Origin of the sequence: Sphaerisporangium album, from assembly GCF_003323745.1 — a bacterium.
GTDB classification, from domain to species: Bacteria; Actinomycetota; Actinomycetes; order Streptosporangiales; family Streptosporangiaceae; genus Sphaerisporangium; species Sphaerisporangium album.
In genome coordinates this window covers 388,565-412,312 of the sequence record NZ_QOIL01000005.1, presented here as the reverse complement: position 1 = coordinate 412,312, position 23,748 = coordinate 388,565, and the positions used below count along the sequence as shown (strand labels likewise).

Here is a 23,748-nt window from a genome sequence, read left to right as displayed (position 1 = left end):
TCATCCAGTGGAAATCGAGCGTCACGAATACGACGTCGTCGTCATCGGAGCCGGCGGCGCGGGGCTCCGGGCGGCGATCGAGGCCCGCCAGCAGGGCAAGCGCACGGCGATCGTCTGCAAGTCGCTGTTCGGCAAGGCCCACACGGTCATGGCCGAGGGCGGAGCCGCCGCCGCCATGGGCAACGTCAACCCCGCCGACAACTGGATGGTGCACTTCCGTGACACCATGCGCGGCGGCAAGTTCCTCAACAACTGGCGCATGGCCGAGCTGCACGCCAAGGAGGCCCCGGACCGCGTCTGGGAGCTGGAGGCCTGGGGCGCGCTGTTCGACCGCACCAAGGACGGCAAGATCAGCCAGCGCAACTTCGGCGGTCACGAGTACCCGCGCCTGGCCCACGTCGGCGACCGCACCGGCCTGGAGCTGATCCGCACGCTCCAGCAGCGCGTGGTCGCCCTCCAGCAGGAGGACGAGAAGCTGCACGGCGACCCCGAGGCCTACATCCGGGTCTTCGCCGAGTGCACGATCACCAAGCTGCTCAAGGAGGGCCCCGCCGAGGACGCCGCGATCAGCGGCGCGTTCGGCTACTGGCGCGAGACCGGCCGCCTGATCTGCTTCGACGCGCCCGCGGTCGTGCTGGCCACCGGCGGCATCGGCAAGTCCTACGTCGTGACCTCCAACTCCTGGGAGTACACCGGGGACGGGCACGCGCTGGCGCTGCTGGCCGGGGCCAAGCTGATCAACATGGAGTTCATCCAGTTCCACCCGACCGGCATGGTCTGGCCGCCGTCGGTGCGCGGCATCCTCGTCACCGAGTCCGTCCGCGGCGACGGCGGGGTGCTGCGCAACTCCGAGGGCAAGCGGTTCATGTTCGACTACATCCCCGAGGTGTTCAAGGACAAGTACGCCACCACCGAGGAGGAAGCGGACCGCTGGTACGACGACCAGGCCAACAACCGCCGTCCTCCGGAGCTGCTGCCCCGTGACGAGGTCGCCCGCGCGATCAACTCCGAGGTGAAGGCCGGGCGCAACTCCCCGCACGGTGGTGTGTTCCTGGACGTGTCGAGCCGCCTGCCCGCCGCCGAGATCGTCAGGCGGCTGCCGTCGATGCACCACCAGTTCAAGGAACTGGCCGACGTCGACATCACCGCCGAGCCCATGGAGGTCGGCCCGACCTGCCACTACATCATGGGCGGCGTGGAGGTCGACGCCGACACCGCCGCGTCCTCGGTGCCGGGCCTGTTCGCGGCCGGCGAGGTGTCGGGCGGCATGCACGGCTCCAACCGCCTCGGCGGCAACTCCCTGTCCGACCTGCTGGTGTTCGGCCGCCGGGCCGGCGCGGGCGCGGCGGAGTACGTCGACGGGCTCGCGGCGCGTCCGGTCACGCCGGAGGAGACGCTGCGCGACGCCGAGGACGAGGCCGTGGCCCCGCTCTCGCGGACCGGCGGGGAGAACCCGTACGAGGTGCACCACGAGCTCCAGCGCACCATGAACGACCTCGTGGGCATCATCCGCAAGGCCGAGGAGGTCAAGGAGGCGCTGGAGGTCGTCGAGAAGCTCAAGGAGCGCGCGGCCAACACCGGCGCCCCGGGCGGCCGCATCTACAACCCCGGCTGGCACCTCGCGATCGACCTGCGCAACATGCTGCTGGTCTCCGAGTGCGTCGCCCGCGCCGCGCTGCTCCGCCAGGAGAGCCGCGGCGGGCACACCCGCGACGACTATCCGGCGATGTCGGCCGAATGGCGGCGCAAGCTGCTGCTGTGCGGGCTCGGCTCCGGCGGCGAGGTCACCATCGAGGAGCGGGACCAGCCTCCCATGCGGCCCGACCTGCTCACGTTGTTCGACCGGGCGGAGATCAGCAAGTACGTCACCGCCGACGAGCTGGCGGACTACGACGCCCTGGTGAAGGAGTCCTGATGGGTTACAAGGCCAAGTTCCGCGTCTGGCGTGGCGAGGGCGGCGAAGGCGGGCTCGAGGACTTCGTCGTCGAGGTCAACGAGGGCGAGGTCGTGCTCGACGTCATCCACCGCCTGCAGGCCACGCAGGCGCCCGACCTCGCGGTCCGCTGGAACTGCAAGGCGGGCAAGTGCGGGTCGTGCTCGATGGAGATCAACGGCAAGCCGCGCCTCGGCTGCATGACGCGCATGTCGACGTTCAGCGAGGACGAGACGATCACCGTCACGCCGATGCGGACGTTCCCCGTCATCAAGGACCTGGTGACGGACGTGTCGTTCAACTACCAGAAGGCGCGCGAGATCCCCTCGTTCACCCCGCCGGACAACGTCAAGCCCGGCGAGTACCGCATGCAGCAGATCGACGTCGAGCGGTCCCAGGAGTTCCGCAAGTGCATCGAGTGCTTCATGTGCAACAACGTCTGCCACGTGATCCGCGACCACGAGGAGAACAAGCCGGCCTTCGCCGGGCCGCGCTTCCTCATGCGGATCGCCGAGCTGGACATGCACCCGTACGACGTGGCCGACCGCAAGGACTCAGCGCAGGAGGAGCACGGCCTCGGCTACTGCAACATCACCAAGTGCTGCACCGAGGTGTGCCCCGAGCACATCAAGATCACTGACAACGCGCTGATCCCGATGAAGGAGCGCGTCGTCGACCGCAAGTACGACCCGCTGGTCTGGCTCGGCAACAAGATCTTCAAGCGGCCGGGCTCGTCGGCCTCCAAGTAAGATCTCGACAACGTCGCGCTTGGGCCGTGCGGACCAGATCGTCCGCGGGCGCCGGGGCTTCACTCCGGCGCCCGCATGGCTGCCTCGAACTGACGGAGTATGGGCGCACGCGGTCTGTCCCCTCCCGCACGCCGGACACCGTCGTCGGATCGGCGTACTCTCAACTGTGGCCGGTCCGGCACCGCCATACAGGCCCTGTCTGTGCCACATCACCGCGAGCCACGAGTCCGCAGCGGTTTGCGGTACTAAGCTAACGGCATGCCCCTGGTCCGACTCTCGTTTGAAAACTACCGATGCTTCTCCAAACGCCAGAATCTGGAGTTGCGCCCCATCACGGTGGTTCTGGGCAAGAACAACTCGGGAAAAAGCGCCCTCGTAAGGGCACCCCTGGTGCTGAGCACGGGTTTTGATTCCGACTCGAGCCTACCCCTGGATCTCGAACAACTCGGGGAACACGCTCCGGACTTCGTCGATCTTATCCACAATCGGGTCGAGCATGGCAGTGTCAGCTTCGGGCTTGAAGTAGAAGTGCCTGAGCAGGCCATCGGGAAGAGCTTTGATCCCGATTCCGCAGGTAGCCATGGCATGACCTTTCCTCTGACCATCGGGATTGACGTCACCATCCAGAACGTCGCCGAGTGGCATAGCCAGGTGGTGAGCCGGTGGACTCTCCGCTCGCCGGAGGGCACGACTTCCCTTGAGTGGATTCCGGAGGATGAGGCGGGCGAGGAGGATTCACACCCCTACTCGGTCACCGGCAACGATCTCTTGTCTCATGTCTCATCGGTGGCATTCAAGGGCCTGCTCCCTGCCAACCGTTCTCGAGCCATGCCGGATGATCTAACACGGTCTCCATTTCCGGATGGCAGAGGGTGGTTGGTGAGGGCGGGATTGGATCGAATTCGCCACCTCGGGCCTTTTCGTACGCGTCCCAACCGGGTCGGACGCCTGACAGCGAGGCTCCCGAGCCAGGATGACGACTCAGGAACGGACACCGTCCCGATCCTCATCTACGACCATGTCCGGCGCGGCGGCCGGCTGATCACCAAAATCAACGAGTACCTCGGCGAACACATCCCAGGGTGGGAGTTGGAGGTCGTGCCCAGGTACGACGCCTACTCTGTGGGACTCAAATCGAAGGCGACGGCAGGGCTCTGGGTTCCGGCGACCGACACCGGCACGGGAGTCGCGCAGGTGCTGCCGATCCTGGTCCGGCGCGCCCGGGACGAACTCGACCCGCCCGTCCATTCCATTCTCGAGATCGTCGAAGAGCCGGAGCTCCACCTCCACCCTTCAGGCCAGGCCGCGCTGGCGGACCTGTACGTGACGGCGACGCAGAGGACACCGGTCCGCTTCCTGATAGAGACGCACAGCGAAACGTTCCTGTTGCGACTGCGCCGCCGGGTGGCCGAGGGTAAAGTCGACCCGGACATGATCGCGCTCTACTTCGTAGAGCACACCGGCGTGTCGGCGACGGTGCGACGAATCAACGTGGACGACCTGGGGAACGTCGACTACTGGCCACAAGGAATATTCGCGGAGGATTTCGAGGAGACCCGGGCCCTCGCAGCCGCGCAACTCGGTCGCCAGGACACCGATGCGCGTTGAGCTCGGCACCGCTCTGTTCGCCAGAGACGATCAGGCGCGACATGTTTACGTGCTGATATGCCATTTCGCCGATGGCCGCCATTCCTGGGCGGTGAACCCGGCTGCCGTTCCGGAGATCGAATCCTATCTGCATCGCCATTGGCCACGCGTTGCGGAAACATTCAGAGAGCTGGCGGAACGAAGCTCCGTACAGTACACCGCCTACTCCGTGCCGGGCGGACCCCCCGTCGCCAGGATCTTTCCGGACGACGTGGAAGATCATGTCGCAGACCTATCTCTGCCCGCCGTGGTCCTCGTCGAGAACAACGCCTCGGACGGAGGGTTTCTCAAGGCAGTCGCACGCATATTCGGGCATGAGGATCTCCTGGTCGCCATCGATCGGAATTGGCTGATCATCGAACACGGCGGCGGTGGCGGTGACACGTATCGGCGTGCCGAGGAGGAGCATCGTAGATTCCGGCGACTCCAACGTGTCGCACTGGTGGTGGACAGCGACAAGCTGACGCCTGACGCACCCGTGAAGTCCTCGAGACGCATCGAACAGCTCCGCCGTCTCGGAGTGAAGGTCCATGTTCTCGAACTACGGGAGGCAGAGAACTATATTCCCAACAGGCTGCTCCAGGCAAAGAAACCGTACCGCGAAGCCTCTCAACGACTGAAGTTCTTCAAAAAGCTCACCAAGGAGCAGCGTGGGCACTTCGACATGAAGCTCGGGTTCGGCAAGAGCGGCGAGGTCCCCGAAAACCAGAAGTCGTTGTTCGACGGTCTTCCTGACAAGGTCGTCAGTGGGCTAAAGCAGGGCTTCGGTGCAGACGTCATCAAGCTCTTCCAGGACGTGGCCGCGCATCGGATCACAGAGGCGGACTTCGATCGCGACCTGGGCTCTGACGCGGCAACTGAGCTGCGCAGTATCCTCACACTACTGCGGCAGATCGTTTAGGTGATGGGTTGATGACCGCTGAAGATTATGACATCGACGTCAAGCCCGAGATCATGCTCATGGAGCAGGTCCTGGCTCCCCTTGCCGACGGCGAGCTCCGTATTCCCAAGTTCCAGCGGCCGTTCGTCTGGCGTCCTGAGCAGATCCTCGACCTGTTCGACAGCATCGAGCGCGGCTACCCCATCGGGAGCCTGCTGTTCTGGGAGACGTCGGAACCGCTCGCCAGTCTCGATCGCATCGGTGATCTACCTGTGCCGCCTCCGCGCGAGGGACGATCGGTGGCATACGTCCTGGATGGTCACCAACGGCTGTCAGCACTCTTCGCCACGCTGCGCAGGCCGGCCGACGCCCGGAGGTCCACCGCGCAGAGCGACTGGATGTGGTGGCCGTACCGCATTCTCGGCGAAGCCGGCGACGGCGTCAATCGTTACCGTCATTGGAAGCGGCCCGAGGCGCCTCCCGCCAACTATCTGCCTCTGCGGTCGGTACTCCGCACGATCGACTTCCTTGCTTACGCGCGAGAGCTCGCCAAGCGCGCGGGCGATGACATGGATGTCGACCAGCTCACCGGTGAGGCGGAACTCGTCGCCCAGCGAATCAAGTCGTACAAACTCGCCGTGGTGCGTTTGGTGGGAGGTTCCCTGGAAGACGCCGTGGAGGTCTTCTCCCGGGTCAACAGCACCGGCCAGCCGATGCGTCCCGCGCAGATGGTCTCCGCGCTGACCTACCACACCAGTGGACAACAGAGCCTGGCGGACCGCCTCGACGAGATGATCGAGCTGATCGCGGACACCGGCTTCGGCGAGGTTTCCCCTGATGCCGTCTTCCGGTCCGTCCTCGCGGTGAGCGGCGAGGAGAACGTTCAGGAGGCCAGGTGGGACGTTCTCGCGAGGCGGGTCAAGGACAACGTCCAAAAGGCGGTCGACGCGACCGAAGAGGCCTTGACCCGTGCCGTGAACTTCCTCCGCGACGTGGTAGGGGTGCCGCTCGCGCGACTAATCCCCTATGACGCGCAACTGATGTTGCTGACGACCTTCTTCCATGACCGCCCGAAACCGACCCCACAACAGATACAGGTTTTGATCAGATGGTTCTGGGTGACGTCGTGGTCGGGCCACTTCGCAGGGGCCAACACCACCCAGATCAGGCAGTCGCTGGCCGAGATGCGGGCTTTCGCGCGCGGGCACGGCGAGCTGTCTATCTCCGATGAACGCCCCCGCCCCTTCCCCAACCGGTTCGACTTGCGCAGCGCCCGCGTCCGCGCGTTCATCATCTGGGAACTTCAGGAGTTGCCAGAGCGCCTGTCTCCGCACGGCGAGGGAATTTCGCCTGCGGACCTGCTGGCCCGAGGTGCCACCTCTGCATATCGGCATGTGATCACCAGGCCGGGAGTGGCGGCCGCATCCAGCCCCGCCAACCGGCTGATCATGCCGACGGCGCCTCGTGTGTCGGTCAAGAACGCGCTTCTGAATCTCCCGGAAGACGTTCGGAGCGACGTGCTCGAGAGCCACGCGATCCCGGCTCGCGCAATGGGCCTGCTGGCGGCCGGCGACGATGAGGGCTTCATCGAGGCACGAAGGACCGAGCTTGCCGAACGCGAACGGGACTTCATGGCAAGTTTCGGACTATCGAGCGACGCGAGTCTCGTAGGCGAAGCAGATATAGACACAGGCTGACAACGGGGGTTCTCAGCCGTCGCGAGCGATGGCTGTCAGATGCCGCACAGGGGATCGTCGGCGCGTTGGGCAGCGTCTCCGTCGTCGGAGGCGACGTGATCGGGGAGGTCTTGCTCGCCGACGGGGGTGGCCTTGGGGGTCTTCGTCGGGGACTTGGTCGGCTTGGGGGTGACCGTGCGCGTAGGGCCGCGTCGTACGGAGACGCGGTCGCCGCGGTGCGTGCAGTTTCCCAGCCCACGGTTTCCGAGCCAACCGGGCCGGGCTTCACGCCGGTAGGCGTACGGTGACCTCCAGGCCTCCCTGGAGGCGGGCGCGGGCCTCGATCGAGCCGCCGTGCGCCTTGACGATGGCGGCCACGATCGACAGCCCGAGGCCCGCGCCGCGCGAGGAGCCGATTCGCTCACCCTGCTGCCTCCTGAACGGCTCGAACAGCTCGTCCACCTCGTACGGAGGGACCGGCCTGCCGGTGTTCTCCACGGTGAGCGTGACGCCGTCGTCCTGGCGCAGCCTCACCCACACCTCGCCGTCCCGTACGTTGTACTTGATCGCGTTCTCCAGCAGGTTGAACACGCAGCGCTCCAGGAAGAGCGGGTCGCCCTGGGCTAACGCGGGGCTCAGGTCGTGGTGGACGGCGACGTGCCGCTTGCGCGGCTGCAGGTCGAGCTGCTCCAGCACGATGCGCACGACCTGCCGCACGTCCACCGTCCTGCGGTAGGTGAGCTCTTGTTCCGACTGCGCCAGCAGCAGCAGCCCCTCGATGAGCCGCTCGTAGCGGGCGCTGGTGCCGAGCAGTGCCCTGGCCATCGCCTTCAGGTCGTGGGAGGCGTCCGGCTCCTCCAGCGACACCTCCAGCACCGTGCGGTTGATGGCCAGGGGCGTGCGCAGCTCGTGAGCGGCGTTGGCGATGAACCGCCGCTGGACGTCGAAGGCCCGGTTCAGCCGGTCGAGCATCATGTCGAAGGTGTCGGCCAGCCGCTTCACCTCGTCCTGCGGGCCGCCCAGCGCGATGCGTTCGTGCAGGGTGCTCTCCGACAGCCGTTGCGCCGTGTCGGTGACCCGGTCGAGAGGCCGCAGCGCCCGGTCGGCCACCAGGTATCCCAGCAGCAGCGCGATGATCCCGATCAAGATCATGACGGTCAGGGACGAGCGCACCATCTCGCTCAGCACGCTGCTGGTCCTATGGTCGACGTCCAGCTGCACGGCGTCCACGATCGGACCAGTGGGGACGGGGAGGCCGCCGAGCGGCGCGGCGCCGTCCTTACGGAGGAACTTGATGTTGAACTGCTGGTCCAGCGCCCGCGCCGTCATCAGGTAGGTGAGCCAGAGCAGAACGGACCCGGCCACGAAGAACAGCACGCCGTACAGCAACGTGAGCCTCAGGCGCAGCCTCCGCCCGTCCCACCAGAGGCGGGCCGCCGGGAGGAGCGCCGGGCCGCGAAGCCTCAAAGCCGGTACCCCTTGCCGGGAACGTTCTCGATCACGGCCGGGCCGCCCAGCTTCTTGCGAAGTGAGGTGATGGTGACTCGGAGCACGCCGGTGTCCGCGACGGCGTGCTCATCCCACACGCTCCTGCGCAGCTCCGCCGAGGTCACCAGGCGCCCGCCGGCGCGCATCAGCTCGGCGAGCACGTCGAACTCCTTGCGGTTCAGCGCGATCTCCCGCCCGTCGCGGGCGACCGTGCGGCGTCCGGGATCAAGCTTGATCCCGGCCCGCTCCAGCGTGGACCGCGTCACCCGCGGCGAGCGGCGGGAAAGCGCCCGGATCCGGGCCACGAGCTCGGCGAACGCGAACGGTTTGGTCAGATAGTCGTCCGCGCCCAGGGACAGCCCGCCGACCCGGTCCCGGACCTGCCCCGCCGCCGTCAGCATGAGGACCCGTCCGGTCTCGCCCCCCGCCCTCAGCTCGCGGCAGACGTCGTCCCCGTGCACCTCGGGCAGGTCCCGGTCCAGGACGACGACGTCATAGTGGACGTACGCGGACATCTCCAGCGCCTCCTGGCCGTCGTAGGCGACGTCGACGGCGATCGCGTGCAGCCGTAGCCCCCGCGCGATGACGTCGGCCAGCTCCTCCTCGTCCTCTACGACGAGCACTCGCATCCCCGGCCCCCTCCCGTTCTGCGTCGAGAGTGCCGGATCAGGTGTTAACCCTGGATAAGACCATCGCGGCTTATCCACGTTTAGCACCGGAACCGCTGAAGTGTGCTTCGCGCCCCGGGCGAACGACCCGCGGCGCCGAGGAGCGACAGTCATGAACCTACGACCGATGCTGGCCGCCGCCCCACTGGTGCTGGCGCTGGCCGCGTGCGGCGCGCCCGCGGGGGACGACGGTGTGGCGAGCGTGAGCAGCGGTACGGCCGCACCCACCGCCTCGGCCTCGGCCTCGGCTCCCACCGACCCGAGGGAGGCCCAGCTCAAGTTCGCCCAGTGCATGCGCGAGCACGGCGTCGCCATGAAGGACCCGGAACCCAACGGCGGGATCAGGATCGAGGGGCGCAAGGGCGAGGAGGACAAGATCGCCAAGGCGCAGCAGGCGTGCAAGCACTTCATGGACGCCGCGATCGGCGACAAGCTGGGGAAGCCCGACCAGAAGCAGCTCGACCGGATGCTCAAGTTCGCCCAGTGCATGCGCGAGCACGGCATCCCCATGGAGGACCCCGGCCCTGACGGCAGGGTCATGATCAACATCCCGCCGGGCACACCGGAGGAGAAGGTCAAGGCCGCCCACGCGGCGTGCAAGGAGTTCGAACCGGGCGGGGGCCCTTCATGAGGAAGGGCCTCACCCTCGCCGGCGTGGGCCTGCTCACCGTCGCCGCCGCGTGGACCGCGCTGGTCGCGCTCGGCGACGGCGGCACAGGCGCGGCGGCGCCCTCCAAGGCCGCCGTCCCCGCCACCGCGGCGATCACCCGGCAGGACCTGGTGGACACCAAGACCGTCGACGGCTCGCTCACCTACTCGGGTGAGCGGCGTCTCGGCACCGACGCCTCCGGCACGGTGACCTGGGTGGCCGCCGAGGGCGCGGTCGTCCGCCGCGGCCGCCCGCTGCTCAAGGTCGACCGCAGGCCGCTCTGCCTCATGTACGGCAAGCTGCCGCTCTACCGGGAGCTGGGCGCGGGCGTCTCGGACGGGCCGGACGTGGAGCAGCTCGAGCGCAACCTCAAGGCGCTCGGATACGGCGAGTACCTGACCGTAGACGACCACTTCAGCTACGCCACGTCCCTGGCCGTCAAGGCGTGGCAGGACGACCGGGGGCTGCCGCGGACCGGCCGGGTGAACGGCGCGCAGGTGGTGTTCCTGCCCGGGGTGGTCCGGGTCACCGAGGCCAAGGTCGAGGTCGGCGACAAGGTCGGCCCCGGCGGGCAGGTCCTCACGGTCAGCGGCGTCCGGCGTCTGGTGCACGTGGATCTCGACACCGACGACCAGGCGATGGCCCGCGAGGGCGCCGAGGTGACCGTCGAGATGCCCGGCGGCGAGCGTGTCAAAGGGCGGATCAGCTCGGTGGGCGCGGTGGCCAAGAGCAGCGGCTCCGACCAGGGGCAGGACGGCCGCACCACCATCGACGTCGACATCACCCTGAACAAGACGCCCAGGTCGAAGCTGGACCAGGCCCCCGTGGACGTGGAGATGGAGAGCGAGCGGCACGAGAACGTGCTCGCCGTGCCGGTGGAGGCGCTGCTCGCCCTGCGCGAGGGCGGGTTCGGCGTCGAGGTGGTCGAGGGTAGCACCACGCGCATCGTGACGGTGGAGACCGGCGCGTTCGGCGGTGGCCTGGTGGAGATCAGCGGCTCCGGGCTGTCGGAGGGCATGAAGGTCGGGGTGCCCGCGAAATGAACGCGCCGTACGTCGTGGCGCTCCACGCGGTGACGAAGGTCTACGCCGGTCAGGTGCATGCCCTTCGCGGTGTGGACCTGACGGTGGCCGGCGGGGAGCTGCTGGCCATCGTCGGCCCGTCCGGTTCCGGCAAGTCCACCATGCTGCACATGATCGGCACCTTGGACCGGCCCACCAGCGGCACGGTGCGCATCGACGGATACGACATCGCCGAGCTGTCCGACCGCGAGCTGTCGGCGCTGCGGGGCCGCACCCTGGGGTTCGTCTTCCAGCAGTTCCACCTGGCCCCCGGCGTGAGCGCGCTGGACAACGTCGCCGAGGGCCTCCTGTACACGGGCATCCCCCGGCGGGAGAGGCGCGAGCGGGCCGCGGCGGCGCTGGAGCGGGTCGGCCTCGGTCACCGGCTGGCGCACAGGCCCCACCAGCTGTCGGGCGGCGAGCAGCAGCGGGTCGCGGTGGCCCGCGCGGTGGCCGGCGACCCGCCGCTGCTGCTCGCCGACGAGCCCACGGGAAACCTGGACTCGGGCGCGGGCGCCGAGGTGCTGGGGGTGCTGCGTGACCTGCACGCCTCGGGCACGACCATCGCGATCATCACCCATGACGTGGAGATCGCCGACTGGTGCCCGCGCCAGGTCAGGGTCCGCGACGGCCGGATCGTGGCCGACCACGGCGACGGCGCCGGCCGGCCGGCGGAGATCACGAAGGGCACCGGGAGCGGCCCGCCGGCGGAGATCACCGAGGAGGCCCGGCCCGACGGGCGTACCGAGATCACGACGAAAGGGGGCAGGGCATGACCCGCGACCAACGGCTGAGGCCCTCCCGTCTCGGGCCCTCCGACGTGCTGCGGGTGGGCGCGGCCGGCCTGCGGGCCCGGCCGACCCGGGTGATCCTTTCCGCGCTCGGCATCGCCATCGGGATCGCCACCATGGTCGCGGTGATCGGCATCTCGTCCTCCTCGCGCGAGCAGCTGTTGCGCCAGCTCGACCGGCTCGGCACCAACCTGCTGACCGTGTCCCCGGGCCGAACCCTGTTCGGCGAGCAGGCCGAGCTTCCAGCCATCGCGCTCGACATGGTGAAACGCATCGGCCCGATTCACACGGCCTCGGCCACCGGCACCGCCGACACCGGCGTCCGGCGCACCGACCGGATCCCCGAGGCCGTGACCGGCGGCATCTCCGTCCAGGCCGCGACCACCGAGCTGCTGACCACTCTGGAGGGCCGTGTGGCGAAGGGAACCTGGCTGAACGCCGCCACCGAACGGCAGGCCGCCGTCGTCCTCGGCTCGGAGGCCGCCACCCGGCTCGGCATCACCAGGGTCGGCGTGCGGGTGTGGATGGGCGGCCGGTGGTTCACCGTCATCGGCATCCTGGAGCCGATGCCGCTGGCCCCCGAGATCGAACGCTCGGCCCTCGTGGGGTTCCCGGTCGCCGAGAAGCTCCTCGGCTTCGGCGGGCATCCCACGACGATCTACGAGCGGTCGAGGGAGGAAGCCGTGGAGGCCGTACGGGCGGTGCTGCCGCGCACGGTCAACCCGGAGAACCCGAACGAGGTGGAGGTGAGCAGGCCGTCCGACGCGCTGGCCGCCAGGGCCGCCGCCGCTAGCGCGTTCACGAACCTGCTGCTCGGCCTCGGCGCGGTCGCGCTGCTGGTGGGCGGCGTCGGGGTGGCGAACACGATGGTGATCTCCGTGCTGGAGCGGCGCAGGGAGATCGGGCTGCGCCGTTCCCTGGGCGCCACCCGTGGACAGGTGCGTATCCAGTTCCTGGCGGAATCGCTGCTCCTGTCGGCGCTGGGCGGTCTCGTCGGTTCGGTGCTCGGCGCGCTGGCCACCACCGCGTACGCGCTCTCGCGTGACTGGCCGCCCGTCGTGCCCTCGTGGGCGTTCGGCGGGGCGAGCGCGGCCACGCTCGTCATCGGTACCATCGCCGGCATCTACCCGGCCATGCGTGCCGCCCGCCTGTCGCCGACGGTCGCCCTGGCCGCGCAGTAGGCGTCAGGACGAACCCCTCCGAGGCCGGCCGAGCACGCCGCGGCCGGCTCCGGCGGGGGAGGCCACGGGCGCCCGTCCCGATCGGGCGGAGGCCGGTTCGGGGCGCCCCGAACAGGTCAGGAGCGGCCGCGCCAGAATCGGCCGAGGAGGCCGCGGCCCTGCTTGCCGTCCGGCAGCGGCCCCTGAAGCGTCCGCTTCTCCTCGCCGGGGAACTGCCCGGGAAGGACGACCCCCGAGCGGGGCGCGGACGCCGTGGGAGGCATCTGGCCGCCCGGAGCGGGCATCGTGACCGTCGCGTCGCCGGCGCCCGGCTGGGGAGCGGCGGGGACGTCCTGGACGGGCGGCCACGCCACGGACGGGCCCGCCTGCGGCGCCGTCTGGCCGGGGGCCATCGGGTCGCCCTGCCCGTAGACGCCGTACGGGTCCTCGTAGCCGGGAAGCGGCGAGCTCGGGTAGCCGTGCACCGGCACGAAGCTGACGACCGGCGCGTACGTCGTGCCCCCGTGGTAGATGGGGTAGGGCGGCACCGGGTAGCCGAAGAAGTCGCCGCCGCGGTGACGGCCCGGCGCGCGGGGCCCGGCCCTGCGGATCGCCGCGGCGTGCGCCATCCTGCGGATGCGGCCCTCGAAGATCAGCACGCCCAGCATCACCAGGACGGCGAGCAGCACGCCCGGGATCGCGAGCTTCCTGCTCAGCGTCAGCTGGTCGTACTCGGGGGAGGCGTTGCGGATCTCGATGGGCACCGAGTCGGGGGTCGGGTCCTCGAACGCCAGGTTGGTCGTGTCCGTCGGGGACGCCGTCGGGGGAGGCGGCGAGACCAGGCTCAGCGACACCTGGGGATCGGGCGCGGGCGTCTCCACGGGCGGCGGGGTCGTCTCAAGCAGCGGCGGGTTGGTCGGGATCGTCGGCGCGCTGGGCAGCGTCTCCGTCGTCGGAGGCGGCGCGATCGGGGAGGTCTTGCTCGCCGACGGGGTGGCCTTGGGGGGCTTCGTCGGGGACTTGGTCGGCTTGGGGGTGACCGTGCGCGTCTTGGTCACCGTCGGGTCCGGGCTCTCCGTGATCGTCACCGTCACGGTCGGCTCGGGCTCGGGGCTCGACGGATCCGGCAGGTCGGTGATCGTCGGGTCGGTCGGCTCGACCACCTGCGTGGGCTCGGCCAGTGCGAGCTGCGCGGCGTTGGCCCGGTTGGAGGTCAAGGGCGCCGCGGCCAGTAGCACGGCGCCCGTCAACCCCAGCGAGGCGACGACCGCGGAGACGGTCGTCACTCGCACGCGTCCATTCACCGCTTGCCCTCCGCCTGCCTGGACCATGCCCTACCAAGAGCAATCCTAGTTTGGCAAAAGTAACAGTAACGGGCGTTTGGCGACACTCTTCCTACGCGGTATCCGATCTTCGCGACTACAGGACGTGCGACCTGCGCGCCCTGCGGTGCCGCAGCCGCATCTGCAGGGCCAGCGCGAGCAGCAGCAACGCCACCGCGGCCAGGGCGGCGGGCAGGCCGCGGACCATCTCGAAGCCCTCGTGGTCCGAGCTCGCCACCAGGTCCTGCTTGGCCGGGCGGATCTCCTGCGGCAGCGGCACGCCGAGCGGAGCCGCCGCCTGGGCCTGCCCGGGAGCCGGGATCTCGGCCGCCGGCACGCCGGCCCCGGGCAGCTGCCCCGGCGCTACGCCCGCCTGTCCGGGGACCGGAGGCCTCGCCGCCGCCTGGACGGACGGGGCCGGCCGGCCGGGGACGGCGCCGGGCGCGAGCACGTTGGCGGGCGGCTGAGCCTGTCCGGGAGCCGGAGTGATCGCGGGCCCCGCCGGAGCCTGCGGCAGCGCGGCGGGCAACTGCGCCGTGACCGGAGGCGCCGCCGGCGGGACCGGGGCGGGCGCAGGGACGGGCATCGGCATCGGCATCGGCATCGGAACGGCGGCGGCAGCCGGCGCGGGCGCTCCCGCGGGCTTGGCGGGCACGCCGGGCGCCGGGTGCGGGACCGCGCCGTTCCTGCTCTTGGCTCCGTTCTTGGCAGGCCGCTTCGCCTTGGCGGCCTTCGTCTGCTTGCCGGAGACCACGGGGCCGCGCGGCGCGGCCGGGACCGGCGTGGCGGCTCCCGGCTTCGCCGGGGCACCGGCCACCGGCTTCCGCCCGGCGCCCATCGGCTTCTCCCCCGGCATGACGGGGACGACCGGCAGAGCGTCGACGCCCGGCTTCTCGTCCGGGACGACAGGCTCGGTGGGAAGAGCGTCGGCCGGCTTCTCGTCCGGGGCGGCGGGCTCGGCCGCAAGAGCGTCGGCCGGCTTCTCGTCCGGGACGACGGGCTCGGCCGCAAGAGCGCCGACCGGCTTCTGCATCGGGACGACAGGCCCGGCCGGAAGAACGTCGGCCGGCCTCTGGCCCGGGATGACGGGCCCGGCCGCAACAGCGTCGGCCGGCTTCTGGAGCGGGACGACCGCCGTGGCCGGCAGGGGCTTGACGGCCGCGGCCGGGACGGGCTTGACGGCCTTGACCTCGCCGCCCTCCTTGACCGCCTTGGCCGGCGCCGTCACCCCGAACTGGTCCGGATTCGCCGGCGGCGGGGTCTTCACGGCCCCCACGTCCACGGTGAGGTCGTCCGCGCCGCTCGGGTGGGGGCTGCGCGGGACGTCGCCGATCGCGGCCACGCCCCTGGTGCCGCCCGCGTTCTTGGTGCCGCCCTCGGCCGGGACGGGTCCCCCCGTCGGGACCGGCCGCTCGGCGGACGCGCCCCCGTCCGCGCGGGCGTCCCGTCCGAGGCCGCCCTTGAGCGCGGAGTTGAAGAGCGAGTCGATGCCCGTCCCGGTGTCGCCGTCGTCGGTCGTGTCCGTGACCTCGTCAGCGTCGTCCGTACCGGCGTCGTCCGTGCCGGTGTCGCCGGTGCCGGTGGTGTCGTCCCCCGTGGTGGCCACGGGACCTGGGCCCGCCACCACGCCCCCGCCCGCGCTGGCGGTCGCGGCGTTGCCGGTGTCGGTGTCGTCCGTGGTGCCCGTGATGTCGTCGCCGGTGGTCCCGCGCGGCGTCGTCACGGTGTGGGCCAAGGTGCCGGCCGACTGGACGCCCGCCTTCTGCCCGTCCGCATCGGGATCGCCGGCCGCCTTCTCGACGCGGAGCTTCACGTCGGCCGTGCGCCGGATCCACTGCACGCCGCCCGGGTCGTGCATGTGGGCGACCGCGCTGATGCCGACCTCCTGGGCCTCCCGGGGCACCCGCATCGCCACGTCGACGGTCTTGCCGTCCGTCACCCGGTCGAACTCGCAGACGCGCAGGCGCGGGGACGGCTTGGCGGGCGTCGCCTCGCGGTCCTCGCAGCTCATGAGGGTCGGCGCGTTCGCCGGGGTCGTGGCCACCGCCAGGCGGGTGCGCGGGGCCGGGCCGTCGAACCTGACCCGGAAGTGCAGGACATCGCCCGCGTGGATCGTCGTCTGCCGCCCGTTCTGGGTTGCCGCCACCAGCCGCACGCTGAGCTTGGCTCCGCCGGAATCCGGTGGACCCTCCGGACCCTGCTCGGCCGCGGCCGCCGTCACGGCGGATCCACCCCCGCCCAGGATCAGCGCTCCGGTGCCGACCATGGACACCACCCGGGCACGTTGCCACCAACCGGCCACTACAGCCCCCCGTTCCCCGATACGGTACGCGACAAACTCGTCACGCTGTGTAGCTGTTATCTCACATCGCGCCGGGCTTCAACCCTCGGGGATCAGATCTTGTACAGCTTGGACGATGGGGAGGTCGGCGGGCAGCCACGGGATGTCGAAGAGCTCGTCACGGGCCATCCAGCGCAAGGCCAAGTGCTCATGGGGGTGCGGGACGCCGGAGACCAGGCGGGCGAACCAGGCGCGCAGCACGTACCCCGGGCTGAGCGGCCAGTCGCCGCCGACCTTCTCCCCGACGGCGATCTCGACGCCCAGTTCCTCGCGGCACTCGCGGATCAGCGCCTCCTCGTCGGTCTCGCCGGGGTCCACCTTGCCCCCGGGGAACTCCCAGCCCCCCGCGGTGGCCGGTGGCCGGGCCCGCTGGGCCGCGAGAACCCTGTCTCCCTCGACGATGATCGCCGCCACAACAATCTTCTCCATGCGGGTAAAGACTAAGGAGTCCTCCGTCCATCTCTGCGGCCGGACGCCCCGGCATTGCGGCAGCCGACCGGAATGACCGATCTACGTAAGGCCGAGGCGCTTGAGCTGTTCTATGACGGTCGGGTTGTCCAGCGGGCGGGTGTAGCCGACGATGTTCGGCCGGTCGCGGTAGGTCGAGACCTTGATCGGCCCGCAGAGCGTGCACCTGGCCTCGATCATCTTGCCCGGCGACACCACCATGCCGACGTGGCCGGGGTTGTTGGACGAGGTGCCGGGCCCGGCGTTGAAGAACACCAGGTCGCCGGCCTGCTCCGACCCCTTGGCGATCTTCACGCCGAAGGGCCACTGGCCGAAGGTCGTCCGGGGGATCGACAGCCCGGCCGCGCGGTAGGCCATGTAGATGATGCCCGAGCAGTCGTAGCCGTGCGGCCCCGTGCCGCCCCAGACGTACGGCTTGCCGCGCTGCGCCAGAGCGTACTCCATGATCTTGCGGACGACGTCCGTCGGCGCCGCGTCCACCAGCGGCGGGTCGCACTGGGGGTCGGCCTCCGGCGGGACCTCCAGCGTGCCGTCCGTGGCGTACCGCCGGGCGATCTGGAGCACCTGCTCGACGTACCACATGGCGTGGTTGTAGACGAACAGGGCGCGGGTCAGGTCGCCGGGGGCCCCGTTGCGCTTGAGCATCTTGGCCGCGCCGAGGATCGCGTCCGCGGGGTTGTAGACGTCGGCCCAGCCGTCCTCGTCGCCGTCGGAGGCGTACCCGTTGAACTTCGACGGGATCTTGATCTTGGACTTGCCGCCCCACGTGCTGATCAGGAACTGCATCGGCCCGGCGGCGCCCGCGTAGTTCGTCCCGCTCTTCACCCCGGGCAGGTTCGAGCGCCCGTGGTCGGTCTCCCGCTTGCCGACGGCGGCCAGGACGGTCCACTGCACGCCGGTCTTCTTGCCCCACTTCTTGTAGAGCTCCAGGTAGTCGCCTGGGATGTCCGACTGCGCGGTGTCCGAGACGTTCGTCACCTTGATCGTGTCGTCTTCGCAGTCCTGCGCCCCGCGGCCCGGCCCGAGGAAGGACGGGAACGTGCTCATCAGCATGGGCGCCATGACCAGGGTGATCAGCACCACCCCGGCCAGCCCGACCATCAGGGCGACGCGTGCGCGGGAGCTCACTCTGTCGTCCCCCCGCCGGGGTCGCCGTCCTGTCCCGCGTCGGCGGGCTGCATGTCGAAGACGCGCCACTGGTCGCCCACCTGGGTGAGCGTGATCGCGTAGTCGGCGCCGCTCTCGCGCGTGCCGCTCTTGGCCGTGATGCGCTGGACGGCGGTCACCACGAAGACGACCGACCCGCTCGCGATGTCACGGATCGACTTCAGCCGCGCCGAGCCGTCGGAGACCACCTGGTCGGCGCGGTTCTGCTCGACCGTGGCGGGCGAGGTCACGTCCCTGGTGAGGATGACCCCGAGGTCCGGCGTGGTGTAGCCCTTGAGGCGCTCGGCGTACGAGGCCGGGTCCTCGTCCCAGCGGTACGTGGCGTAGGAGACCGCGAACCGCTGCGCCGCGTCCGCCGCCTGCGCGATCTGGTCCTTCGACAGCGGCAGGTAGGAGTAGATATCGAAATTTCCGGACTTGACCGGAGGCGCGCTGGCTTGGGCGACGGGCGTGGCCGGGGCCGTGGTGGACACGGCCCCGGGAGGTGGGTCGGCCTCGCCGGAGCCGCCGGCCGGCCGCATGGACAGATAGATGCCGACGGCCGCGAGTGCGACGACGACGCCGGCGAAAACGAGCTTCCGCCGGTCGTTGACCTGCGCCATCGTCAGTCCTTGTCGCCGTCTGCCGGTTGCAGCCAGAACGGCGCGTCCTCACCGCGCCCGCCGTCCGAGCGCGGCGGCAGCCACAGCGGCGGGGCCTCGTCCGACCCCGAGCGCCCGCCCGAGAGCCAGCCGGACCCGCGGTTCCCGCCGTTGCCGTTGCCGTTGCCCGACGAGCCGAAGATGCTGCTGCCCGAACGCGACGACCCGCCGCCGGACGATCCGCGCGACGACCCGCCCGAGGAGCCCCGCGAGGACCCGCCCGAGCCGCGGTTGGAGGACGACCCGCCGCCACCGCCACCGCCGAGGATGCCGCGAGGGCCTCCCGCCGTGGAGCGCGGAGCCCGCGGCGCCGAGCCCTCCGACCGGCGCGTACCGCCCGACGAGCCGCCCGACGACCCGCCTGAGGAGCCTCCCGAGCCAGAGGAGCCGGACCGCGAGGCCCAGCCGCCGCCGGACCCGCCCCCGAACCAACTCCCCGCCGAACCGGAGCCGCCCGAACCGGTGCTCGTCCGCGTGGCCGGGCGAGAGCCGGGGACGCTCCCGCCGCCCGGACGCCCGGACCCGGCCGGCGTCCCGCCGCCACGCCCGTTGAGGTTGAGGGGCGGGGCCGCGCCGGGACGCGGGACGGCGGCGCCGCGGCCGGTGGCCTTGCGGCGCACCCCTGCCTGCGCGTCGGCGTCCAGTGGTGCCGGCTGGGCGCCCACGGGCACGCGGGTGCCGGTCTGCTGCGTGGCGCCCGGCGTGACCTCCTGGTCCCGGACGCGGGCCTGGGAGACCGACGCGGCCGCGGCCGCCCCCGCTCCCGCGCCCGCGGCCATGGCGGCCGCGTTGACGATCGGCTCCGCCTTGCGCAGGCCCCAGCGGCCCATGCGCGCCGCCGCCACCGGGGGCAGCGCGTTCGCGGCCCGCGACAGGGTTGGCGCGGACGCCGCCTCGCCGAGCATCCTCGTGGTGAGCGTGTGCCCGTCCATGCTGGCGAACAGGTGCTGGAAGGGACGCCGGTAGAAGAACACGGCGATCGTCAGCAACGCGATGAACATGATCTGCATGCCCCATGGCAGGGCCGTCGAGATGATCAACGCGTACCCGTACACCAGCACGCCCAGGACCAGGGCGAGGACCGCCTGGCGCAGCAGCGTGCCGATGAGCATCTCCACCCAGCGCATGGCGATGATGCGCCCCGAGCCGGGGTGCACGCCGATCAGCAGGAACACGGGGCCGAGGATCAGCAGCAGCAGGAAGCCGATCTTGAGCGCGATCAGCGAGACGGCGACCAGGAAGATCAGCACGCCCGCGACCATGGCCGCCATCAGCGCGCCGATCGCGATGCCGAGCCGGCTCGTCCAGTCCTTGCCCTGGAAGAGGAAGAACAGCGGTGTGCTCTCCAGCGGCTTGGCGATCTCCTGCTCGTAGCGCGCCTGGTGTGCGCTGTTCGTCGGCTTCTGGCCGGAGTTCTGCTCCTGTACGTCCGTGGCCTGGATGTCCAGCAGCTTCGCGCCCATGCTCGCCACGACCGGGGACTTGGCGTCGGCGGTGCCGAACTCGCCCATCAGCCACGGCTTGCAGACCAGCGTGGACCACAGCGCGTCCGCGTTCTGGTCGACGCCCGGGGTGCCGTTCTGGCCGTAGCCGCCCGGCCCCGCCTTGGGGTTGGCCTGGCCCTTGACCGGCAGGCACGAGGCGCCGCCCGCCCCGGGCAGCCCGCTGAACGCCGAGTTCACGATCTCAGCGGTCTTGTCGGTCACGGTCTTGCCGAGGCCGGTGAAGTCGCCGGGACGGCTGAAGAACCACACGGCGACGGTCACCGCGAGGATCATCCAGATGACGCCCTCGGCGGTGGTGCTGGCGCGCTTGCGGATCAGCCCGTACCAGGCCAGCCAGACCGCGCCGAGCAGGATGATGACCCGCAGGTACGGCCAGTACATGGCGTTGGCGAGGTTGGTGACGATGTCGTCGACGACGTCCTTGATGGACTGGAGCGGTCCCTCGGTGGCCGCCGCCTGGTAGGTCGTGATGGTCATCCGGTCGATGGCCTTGGCCCACAGGAAGACCGTGTTCGCCCACGCGTTGCCGAAGAGGGCGGCCACGTCGCTGCACCCGAGCTCGTAGGTGTGCCAGAACTGCCCGGCCATGCCGTACCGCTCGTAGTTGGTCGCCGGGTTCAGCGCGGCCTGGGACGTCGTGCCCGTCGCCGCGCCCGGCGGCAGCGTCTCGGTGGAGGGCACGCCCGTCGTGACGCCAGGGATCTCCGGCGGCGGCGGCTTGACGAGCCCGTCCATGCCCCCGCCCACGATCTCCGGGGACAGGTCCGGGGACAGGTCGCACGGCGCCGCCGCCCCCGCCACGGTCGGCGAGAACGCGATCGGCACCACGACCACGCCGACGATGATCGCCAGCACGACGAGCGCCCTGCGCCGCAGCCGCGCGCCACGGCTCCTCTGCTTACCCGCTCGCCTCGCCGGTCCGGTCATGACGACCGGCTTGGCCAGCCCTGCGGCCCGTGCCGACCGCGCCGCGTCGATCCGCCCGGCCGTCCGTTCGATCCGGTCCTGGATCGCCCGGATCATCCGGCCCGCCAGAGCCGTCCCGCTGGTCACCCGACGCCCCTCGCCGACGCCGGCCCGCCCCTCACTCCGCCCACGATGTCTCATGACCGCACCTCCTGCGCAGCCGCCGACCTGCTCGCTCGCCCACGAGGATCATGCACGCTCTCGCCGGGTTTGTCGTGGGTCGGATTCGTGTCCAGCCACCGAAGCAACTCCTCGGAGATGAGATCGACGCCGATGCGCCCGGCCCGTCCGTCCAGGTCACGGAAGATGCACTCGCCGTTGCCGAGCGCCCGCAGCGCTCCCTTGTGCTCCTCGGACGGTTCCACGCCGAGCAGCGCCATCACGCTGTCGACCTCGGTGCGCTCGGTGGACCGGAAGGCGAACACCGAGGACAGACAGTTGGTGACCTGCTCGTTCAGCAGGTCACCCGCGTTCTGCGAGACCAGCACCAGCGCCGTGTTCCTCGACCGGCCCATGCGCGAGACCTCGGGCACCAGCTTGGCACCCTCGGGCGTGGAGGTGATCGCCCACGCCTCGTCCAGGAAGATCGCCTTCGGCGCGCGGCGGTCCAGCCCGTTCATCAGCCGCCGGGCGAACTGCGACACCAGGTACAGCAGCGCCACCGAGAGCCGCTGCTCGTAGGAGTAGTCGTCCCGCGCGGTCGTGACGTCGGGCAGCGTCAGCCCGCCGAGGGTGAACACCGTCGTCCAGCCCTCGGTGTCGATCTGGTCGCCGCCGGAGGGGTCGAAGCACAGCCGCGCCAGGTGCATCTCGGCCATCGACCGCAGCACCGCGCCGAGGTTCCTGGACGCGGGGTCCTCGGCCTGCTCCAGGTGGTCGACCACCTTGCCCAGCGAGGGGTCCACCCCATTGGAGACCGTGGCCACGGCCTGGATCATCGCCGACTCGCGCTCCTCCGACATGCGCGGCAGCAGCAGGCGCAGCGTCTCGGTCGCCATGGTCTTCTTGGCGGCGATGTCGTCGCCGAAGGAGAACGGGTCCAGCAGGCCGGGGGCCGCCGAGCCCAGCGGGATGATGCGCGCCTTCCTGCCGCGCTTCTGCAGCAGCTGCACCAGCGACTCGGCGTCGCCCTTGGGGTCGATCACCGCGACCGTCACCCCGCGCAGCGCCATCTGGTAGATCAGCAGCAGCGCGAGCGTCGTCTTGCCGCCGCCCGGCTCGCCGGTGATCGCGATGGCTGTCGGACGGTTGCGCGTCGCCGCGACCAGCGGGTCGAAGTGGACGATCGACCGGGCACGGCCCAGCGTCTCACCGATGTACGGCCCCGCCCACCCGGCCCCGCTCTCGTCGATGCGGTCGCCGAGGTCGACGGTCGCCGTCGCCATGCCGCCCGCGATCGTGCGCAGCGGCTGCCGCTGGGCGTACGCGTTGACACGCACCCGCTCGCCGGGCAGCGCCTCGCAGAACAGCGAGAACTGGTCGCCCGTCGAGTTGACGATGTCGATGCCCATGTCGCGGTAGTGCTCCACCACCGCCTCGACCCGTTGCAGGCACATCTCCTCGGTCGGCGCGGCCACGATCAGCCGGTGCCAGCCGTACACGAACGGCAGGCGCTCCTTGGTGATGCCGTGCTCCAGCATGCGGGCGGCGTCGATCTGCTCGGCGAGCGCGATCGGCGCCTCGGCTCCCGCCTCGCGGATGTGGATGTCCATGTCCCGCGCGTGGGCCAGCTTGCGCGCGACGTCCTTGCTGGCCTTGACCGGCGGGATGAGGCGCATCCGCGAGCTGACCTCGACCGGAAACGGTAACTGGTCGATGAAGTGCAGCCACGGCTCGCCGTCCGGGAACGGCATCAGGTCCGGGAACCGGGCGAACGACAGGTGCGCGACGTAGGAGTCGCCGCCCGGCTGCTCGATGCGCAGGAACGAGCGGCCGTTGTGGATCTGCCCCTCGACCAGCGACTCGACCTCGCCCTTCCCCCACCTCCTGGACGGCGTCGCCGACGACGGCGGGTCGCCGAGCGAGCCGGACGCGGCGTGCCGGAACAGCCACGCGAGCTCGCCGGAGGACGCGTGGCGCGCGTACAGGGCGCTGGAGCCGAGGGCCCGGCCGAGGCGCTCGGCCTGGTCGGTCCACTTGGCGATCTCGTTCGCGGGGACCTGGTCGTCCTCCAGCCCGAGCGCCGCCTCACCGCGCTGGTAGAAGCCGAACAGCTGGCCGAGCACGCCCGTGCCGAGCTGGGCGCCGCGCGGGCCGAGCCGCACGCCGACGTAGACCTCCTTGGTCCAGAAGTCCTTCGCCCAGACGTGCCGGTACATCTCCTCCAGGTAGTCGCGCCAGCCCTCCCCCTCGTCGGAGGTGGCGTTCAGCGCCATCGCCCACTCGGCGGCCGGGTAGGCCCGGTGCGCCACCCGCAGGTGCACCTCGGCGTCGGGCATGCGGATCGCGGCCAGCGCGATCGTGATGTTCGTGGCGAGGGCCTCGCGCTCCTCGGCGGTGACGAACTCGTAGCTCACCGTCGGAAGCCGGAAATACGTCCATGCGGACGAGTCGGTGAGAAGGATCCGATCGTCGAAGTAGCGTACGGCCAGCCTGCTCCTCGACCGCGACGACCGGCCCATCAGGCCGCCCGTTCC

General features: G+C 70.5%; 18 protein-coding genes. 9 read left to right on the top strand and 9 right to left on the bottom strand.

The window, feature by feature from the left end; all coding sequences use genetic code 11:
- The first annotated feature begins 7 nt into the window (after window positions 1-7).
- The 5 genes from DQ384_RS11800 (at window position 8) to DQ384_RS11775 (ending at window position 6,906) form a co-directional block, all read left to right on the top strand.
- Complete coding sequence (locus tag DQ384_RS11800) at window positions 8-1,915, top strand: fumarate reductase/succinate dehydrogenase flavoprotein subunit (protein ID WP_114028764.1); 1,908 nt, start codon at window positions 8-10, stop codon at window positions 1,913-1,915.
- The gene (locus DQ384_RS11795; RefSeq protein WP_114028763.1) at window positions 1,915-2,682 is read left to right on the top strand and encodes a succinate dehydrogenase/fumarate reductase iron-sulfur subunit; all 768 of its coding nucleotides are present in this window, start codon (window positions 1,915-1,917) and stop codon (window positions 2,680-2,682) included. The genes DQ384_RS11800 and DQ384_RS11795 overlap by 1 nt, the downstream gene beginning before the upstream one ends.
- A 258-nt stretch (window positions 2,683-2,940) precedes the next feature.
- Entirely contained in the window at window positions 2,941-4,290 is a 1,350-nt protein-coding gene (locus DQ384_RS11790; RefSeq protein WP_114028762.1) for an AAA family ATPase, read from the top strand.
- On the top strand, window positions 4,280-5,230 hold the full coding sequence (locus tag DQ384_RS40390; RefSeq protein ID WP_147268747.1) for a hypothetical protein: 951 nt from the start codon (window positions 4,280-4,282) through the stop codon (window positions 5,228-5,230). Before DQ384_RS11790 ends, DQ384_RS40390 begins: the two co-directional genes overlap by 11 nt.
- Before the next feature lie 11 nt (window positions 5,231-5,241).
- Window positions 5,242-6,906: a DUF262 domain-containing protein gene (locus tag DQ384_RS11775; protein ID WP_114028759.1), complete on the top strand. Its 1,665-nt coding sequence runs from the start codon at window positions 5,242-5,244 to the stop codon at window positions 6,904-6,906.
- Between the two features lie 264 nt (window positions 6,907-7,170).
- On the opposite strand, the gene DQ384_RS11770 is transcribed toward DQ384_RS11775, so the two are convergent.
- Window positions 7,171-8,352, bottom strand: coding sequence for a sensor histidine kinase (locus DQ384_RS11770; RefSeq protein WP_114028758.1), 1,182 nt, complete (start codon window positions 8,350-8,352; stop codon window positions 7,171-7,173).
- Entirely contained in the window at window positions 8,349-9,002 is a 654-nt protein-coding gene (locus DQ384_RS11765) for a response regulator transcription factor (protein ID WP_114028757.1), read from the bottom strand. The genes DQ384_RS11770 and DQ384_RS11765 overlap by 4 nt, the downstream gene beginning before the upstream one ends.
- Before the next feature lie 151 nt (window positions 9,003-9,153).
- Here DQ384_RS11765 and DQ384_RS11760 point away from each other — a divergent pair, with 151 nt between their 5' ends.
- The 4 genes from DQ384_RS11760 to DQ384_RS11745 are packed head-to-tail and all read left to right on the top strand — an operon-like array spanning window position 9,154 to window position 12,723.
- On the top strand, window positions 9,154-9,672 hold the full coding sequence (locus DQ384_RS11760; protein ID WP_147268746.1) for a hypothetical protein: 519 nt from the start codon (window positions 9,154-9,156) through the stop codon (window positions 9,670-9,672).
- Window positions 9,669-10,733, top strand: coding sequence for an efflux RND transporter periplasmic adaptor subunit (locus DQ384_RS11755; protein WP_114028755.1), 1,065 nt, complete (start codon window positions 9,669-9,671; stop codon window positions 10,731-10,733). Before DQ384_RS11760 ends, DQ384_RS11755 begins: the two co-directional genes overlap by 4 nt.
- Entirely contained in the window at window positions 10,730-11,527 is a 798-nt protein-coding gene (locus DQ384_RS11750; protein WP_114028754.1) for an ABC transporter ATP-binding protein, read from the top strand. Before DQ384_RS11755 ends, DQ384_RS11750 begins: the two co-directional genes overlap by 4 nt.
- Window positions 11,524-12,723 carry an ABC transporter permease gene (locus DQ384_RS11745; RefSeq protein ID WP_114028753.1) on the top strand — a complete coding sequence of 400 codons (1,200 nt, stop codon included), beginning with the start codon at window positions 11,524-11,526 and terminating at the stop codon, window positions 12,721-12,723. The genes DQ384_RS11750 and DQ384_RS11745 overlap by 4 nt, the downstream gene beginning before the upstream one ends.
- 116 nt (window positions 12,724-12,839) lie before the next feature.
- Here the strand turns inward: DQ384_RS11745 and DQ384_RS11740 are convergent, their stop codons facing one another.
- The 7 genes from DQ384_RS11740 to DQ384_RS11710 form a co-directional block, all read right to left on the bottom strand.
- Complete coding sequence (locus DQ384_RS11740) at window positions 12,840-13,988, bottom strand: hypothetical protein (RefSeq protein WP_114028752.1); 1,149 nt, start codon at window positions 13,986-13,988, stop codon at window positions 12,840-12,842.
- A gap of 133 nt (window positions 13,989-14,121) precedes the next feature.
- The gene (locus DQ384_RS11735) at window positions 14,122-16,290 is read right to left on the bottom strand and encodes a hypothetical protein (RefSeq protein WP_147268745.1); all 2,169 of its coding nucleotides are present in this window, start codon (window positions 16,288-16,290) and stop codon (window positions 14,122-14,124) included.
- 114 nt (window positions 16,291-16,404) lie between these two features.
- Entirely contained in the window at window positions 16,405-16,794 is a 390-nt protein-coding gene (locus DQ384_RS11730; protein ID WP_114028750.1) for a (deoxy)nucleoside triphosphate pyrophosphohydrolase, read from the bottom strand.
- Between the two features lie 81 nt (window positions 16,795-16,875).
- Window positions 16,876-17,961 carry a C40 family peptidase gene (locus DQ384_RS11725; RefSeq protein ID WP_245966394.1) on the bottom strand — a complete coding sequence of 362 codons (1,086 nt, stop codon included), beginning with the start codon at window positions 17,959-17,961 and terminating at the stop codon, window positions 16,876-16,878.
- Window positions 17,958-18,602 carry a hypothetical protein gene (locus DQ384_RS11720; protein WP_114028749.1) on the bottom strand — a complete coding sequence of 215 codons (645 nt, stop codon included), beginning with the start codon at window positions 18,600-18,602 and terminating at the stop codon, window positions 17,958-17,960. The genes DQ384_RS11725 and DQ384_RS11720 overlap by 4 nt, the downstream gene beginning before the upstream one ends.
- 2 nt (window positions 18,603-18,604) lie before the next feature.
- The gene (locus tag DQ384_RS11715; RefSeq protein WP_245966393.1) at window positions 18,605-21,199 is read right to left on the bottom strand and encodes a type IV secretion system protein; all 2,595 of its coding nucleotides are present in this window, start codon (window positions 21,197-21,199) and stop codon (window positions 18,605-18,607) included.
- Window positions 21,200-21,249: 50 nt separating this feature from the next.
- Window positions 21,250-23,733 (bottom strand): ATP-binding protein, encoded by a 2,484-nt coding sequence (locus tag DQ384_RS11710; protein WP_114028748.1) that lies wholly within the window; start codon window positions 23,731-23,733, stop codon window positions 21,250-21,252.
- Window positions 23,734-23,748: the final 15 nt, after the last annotated feature.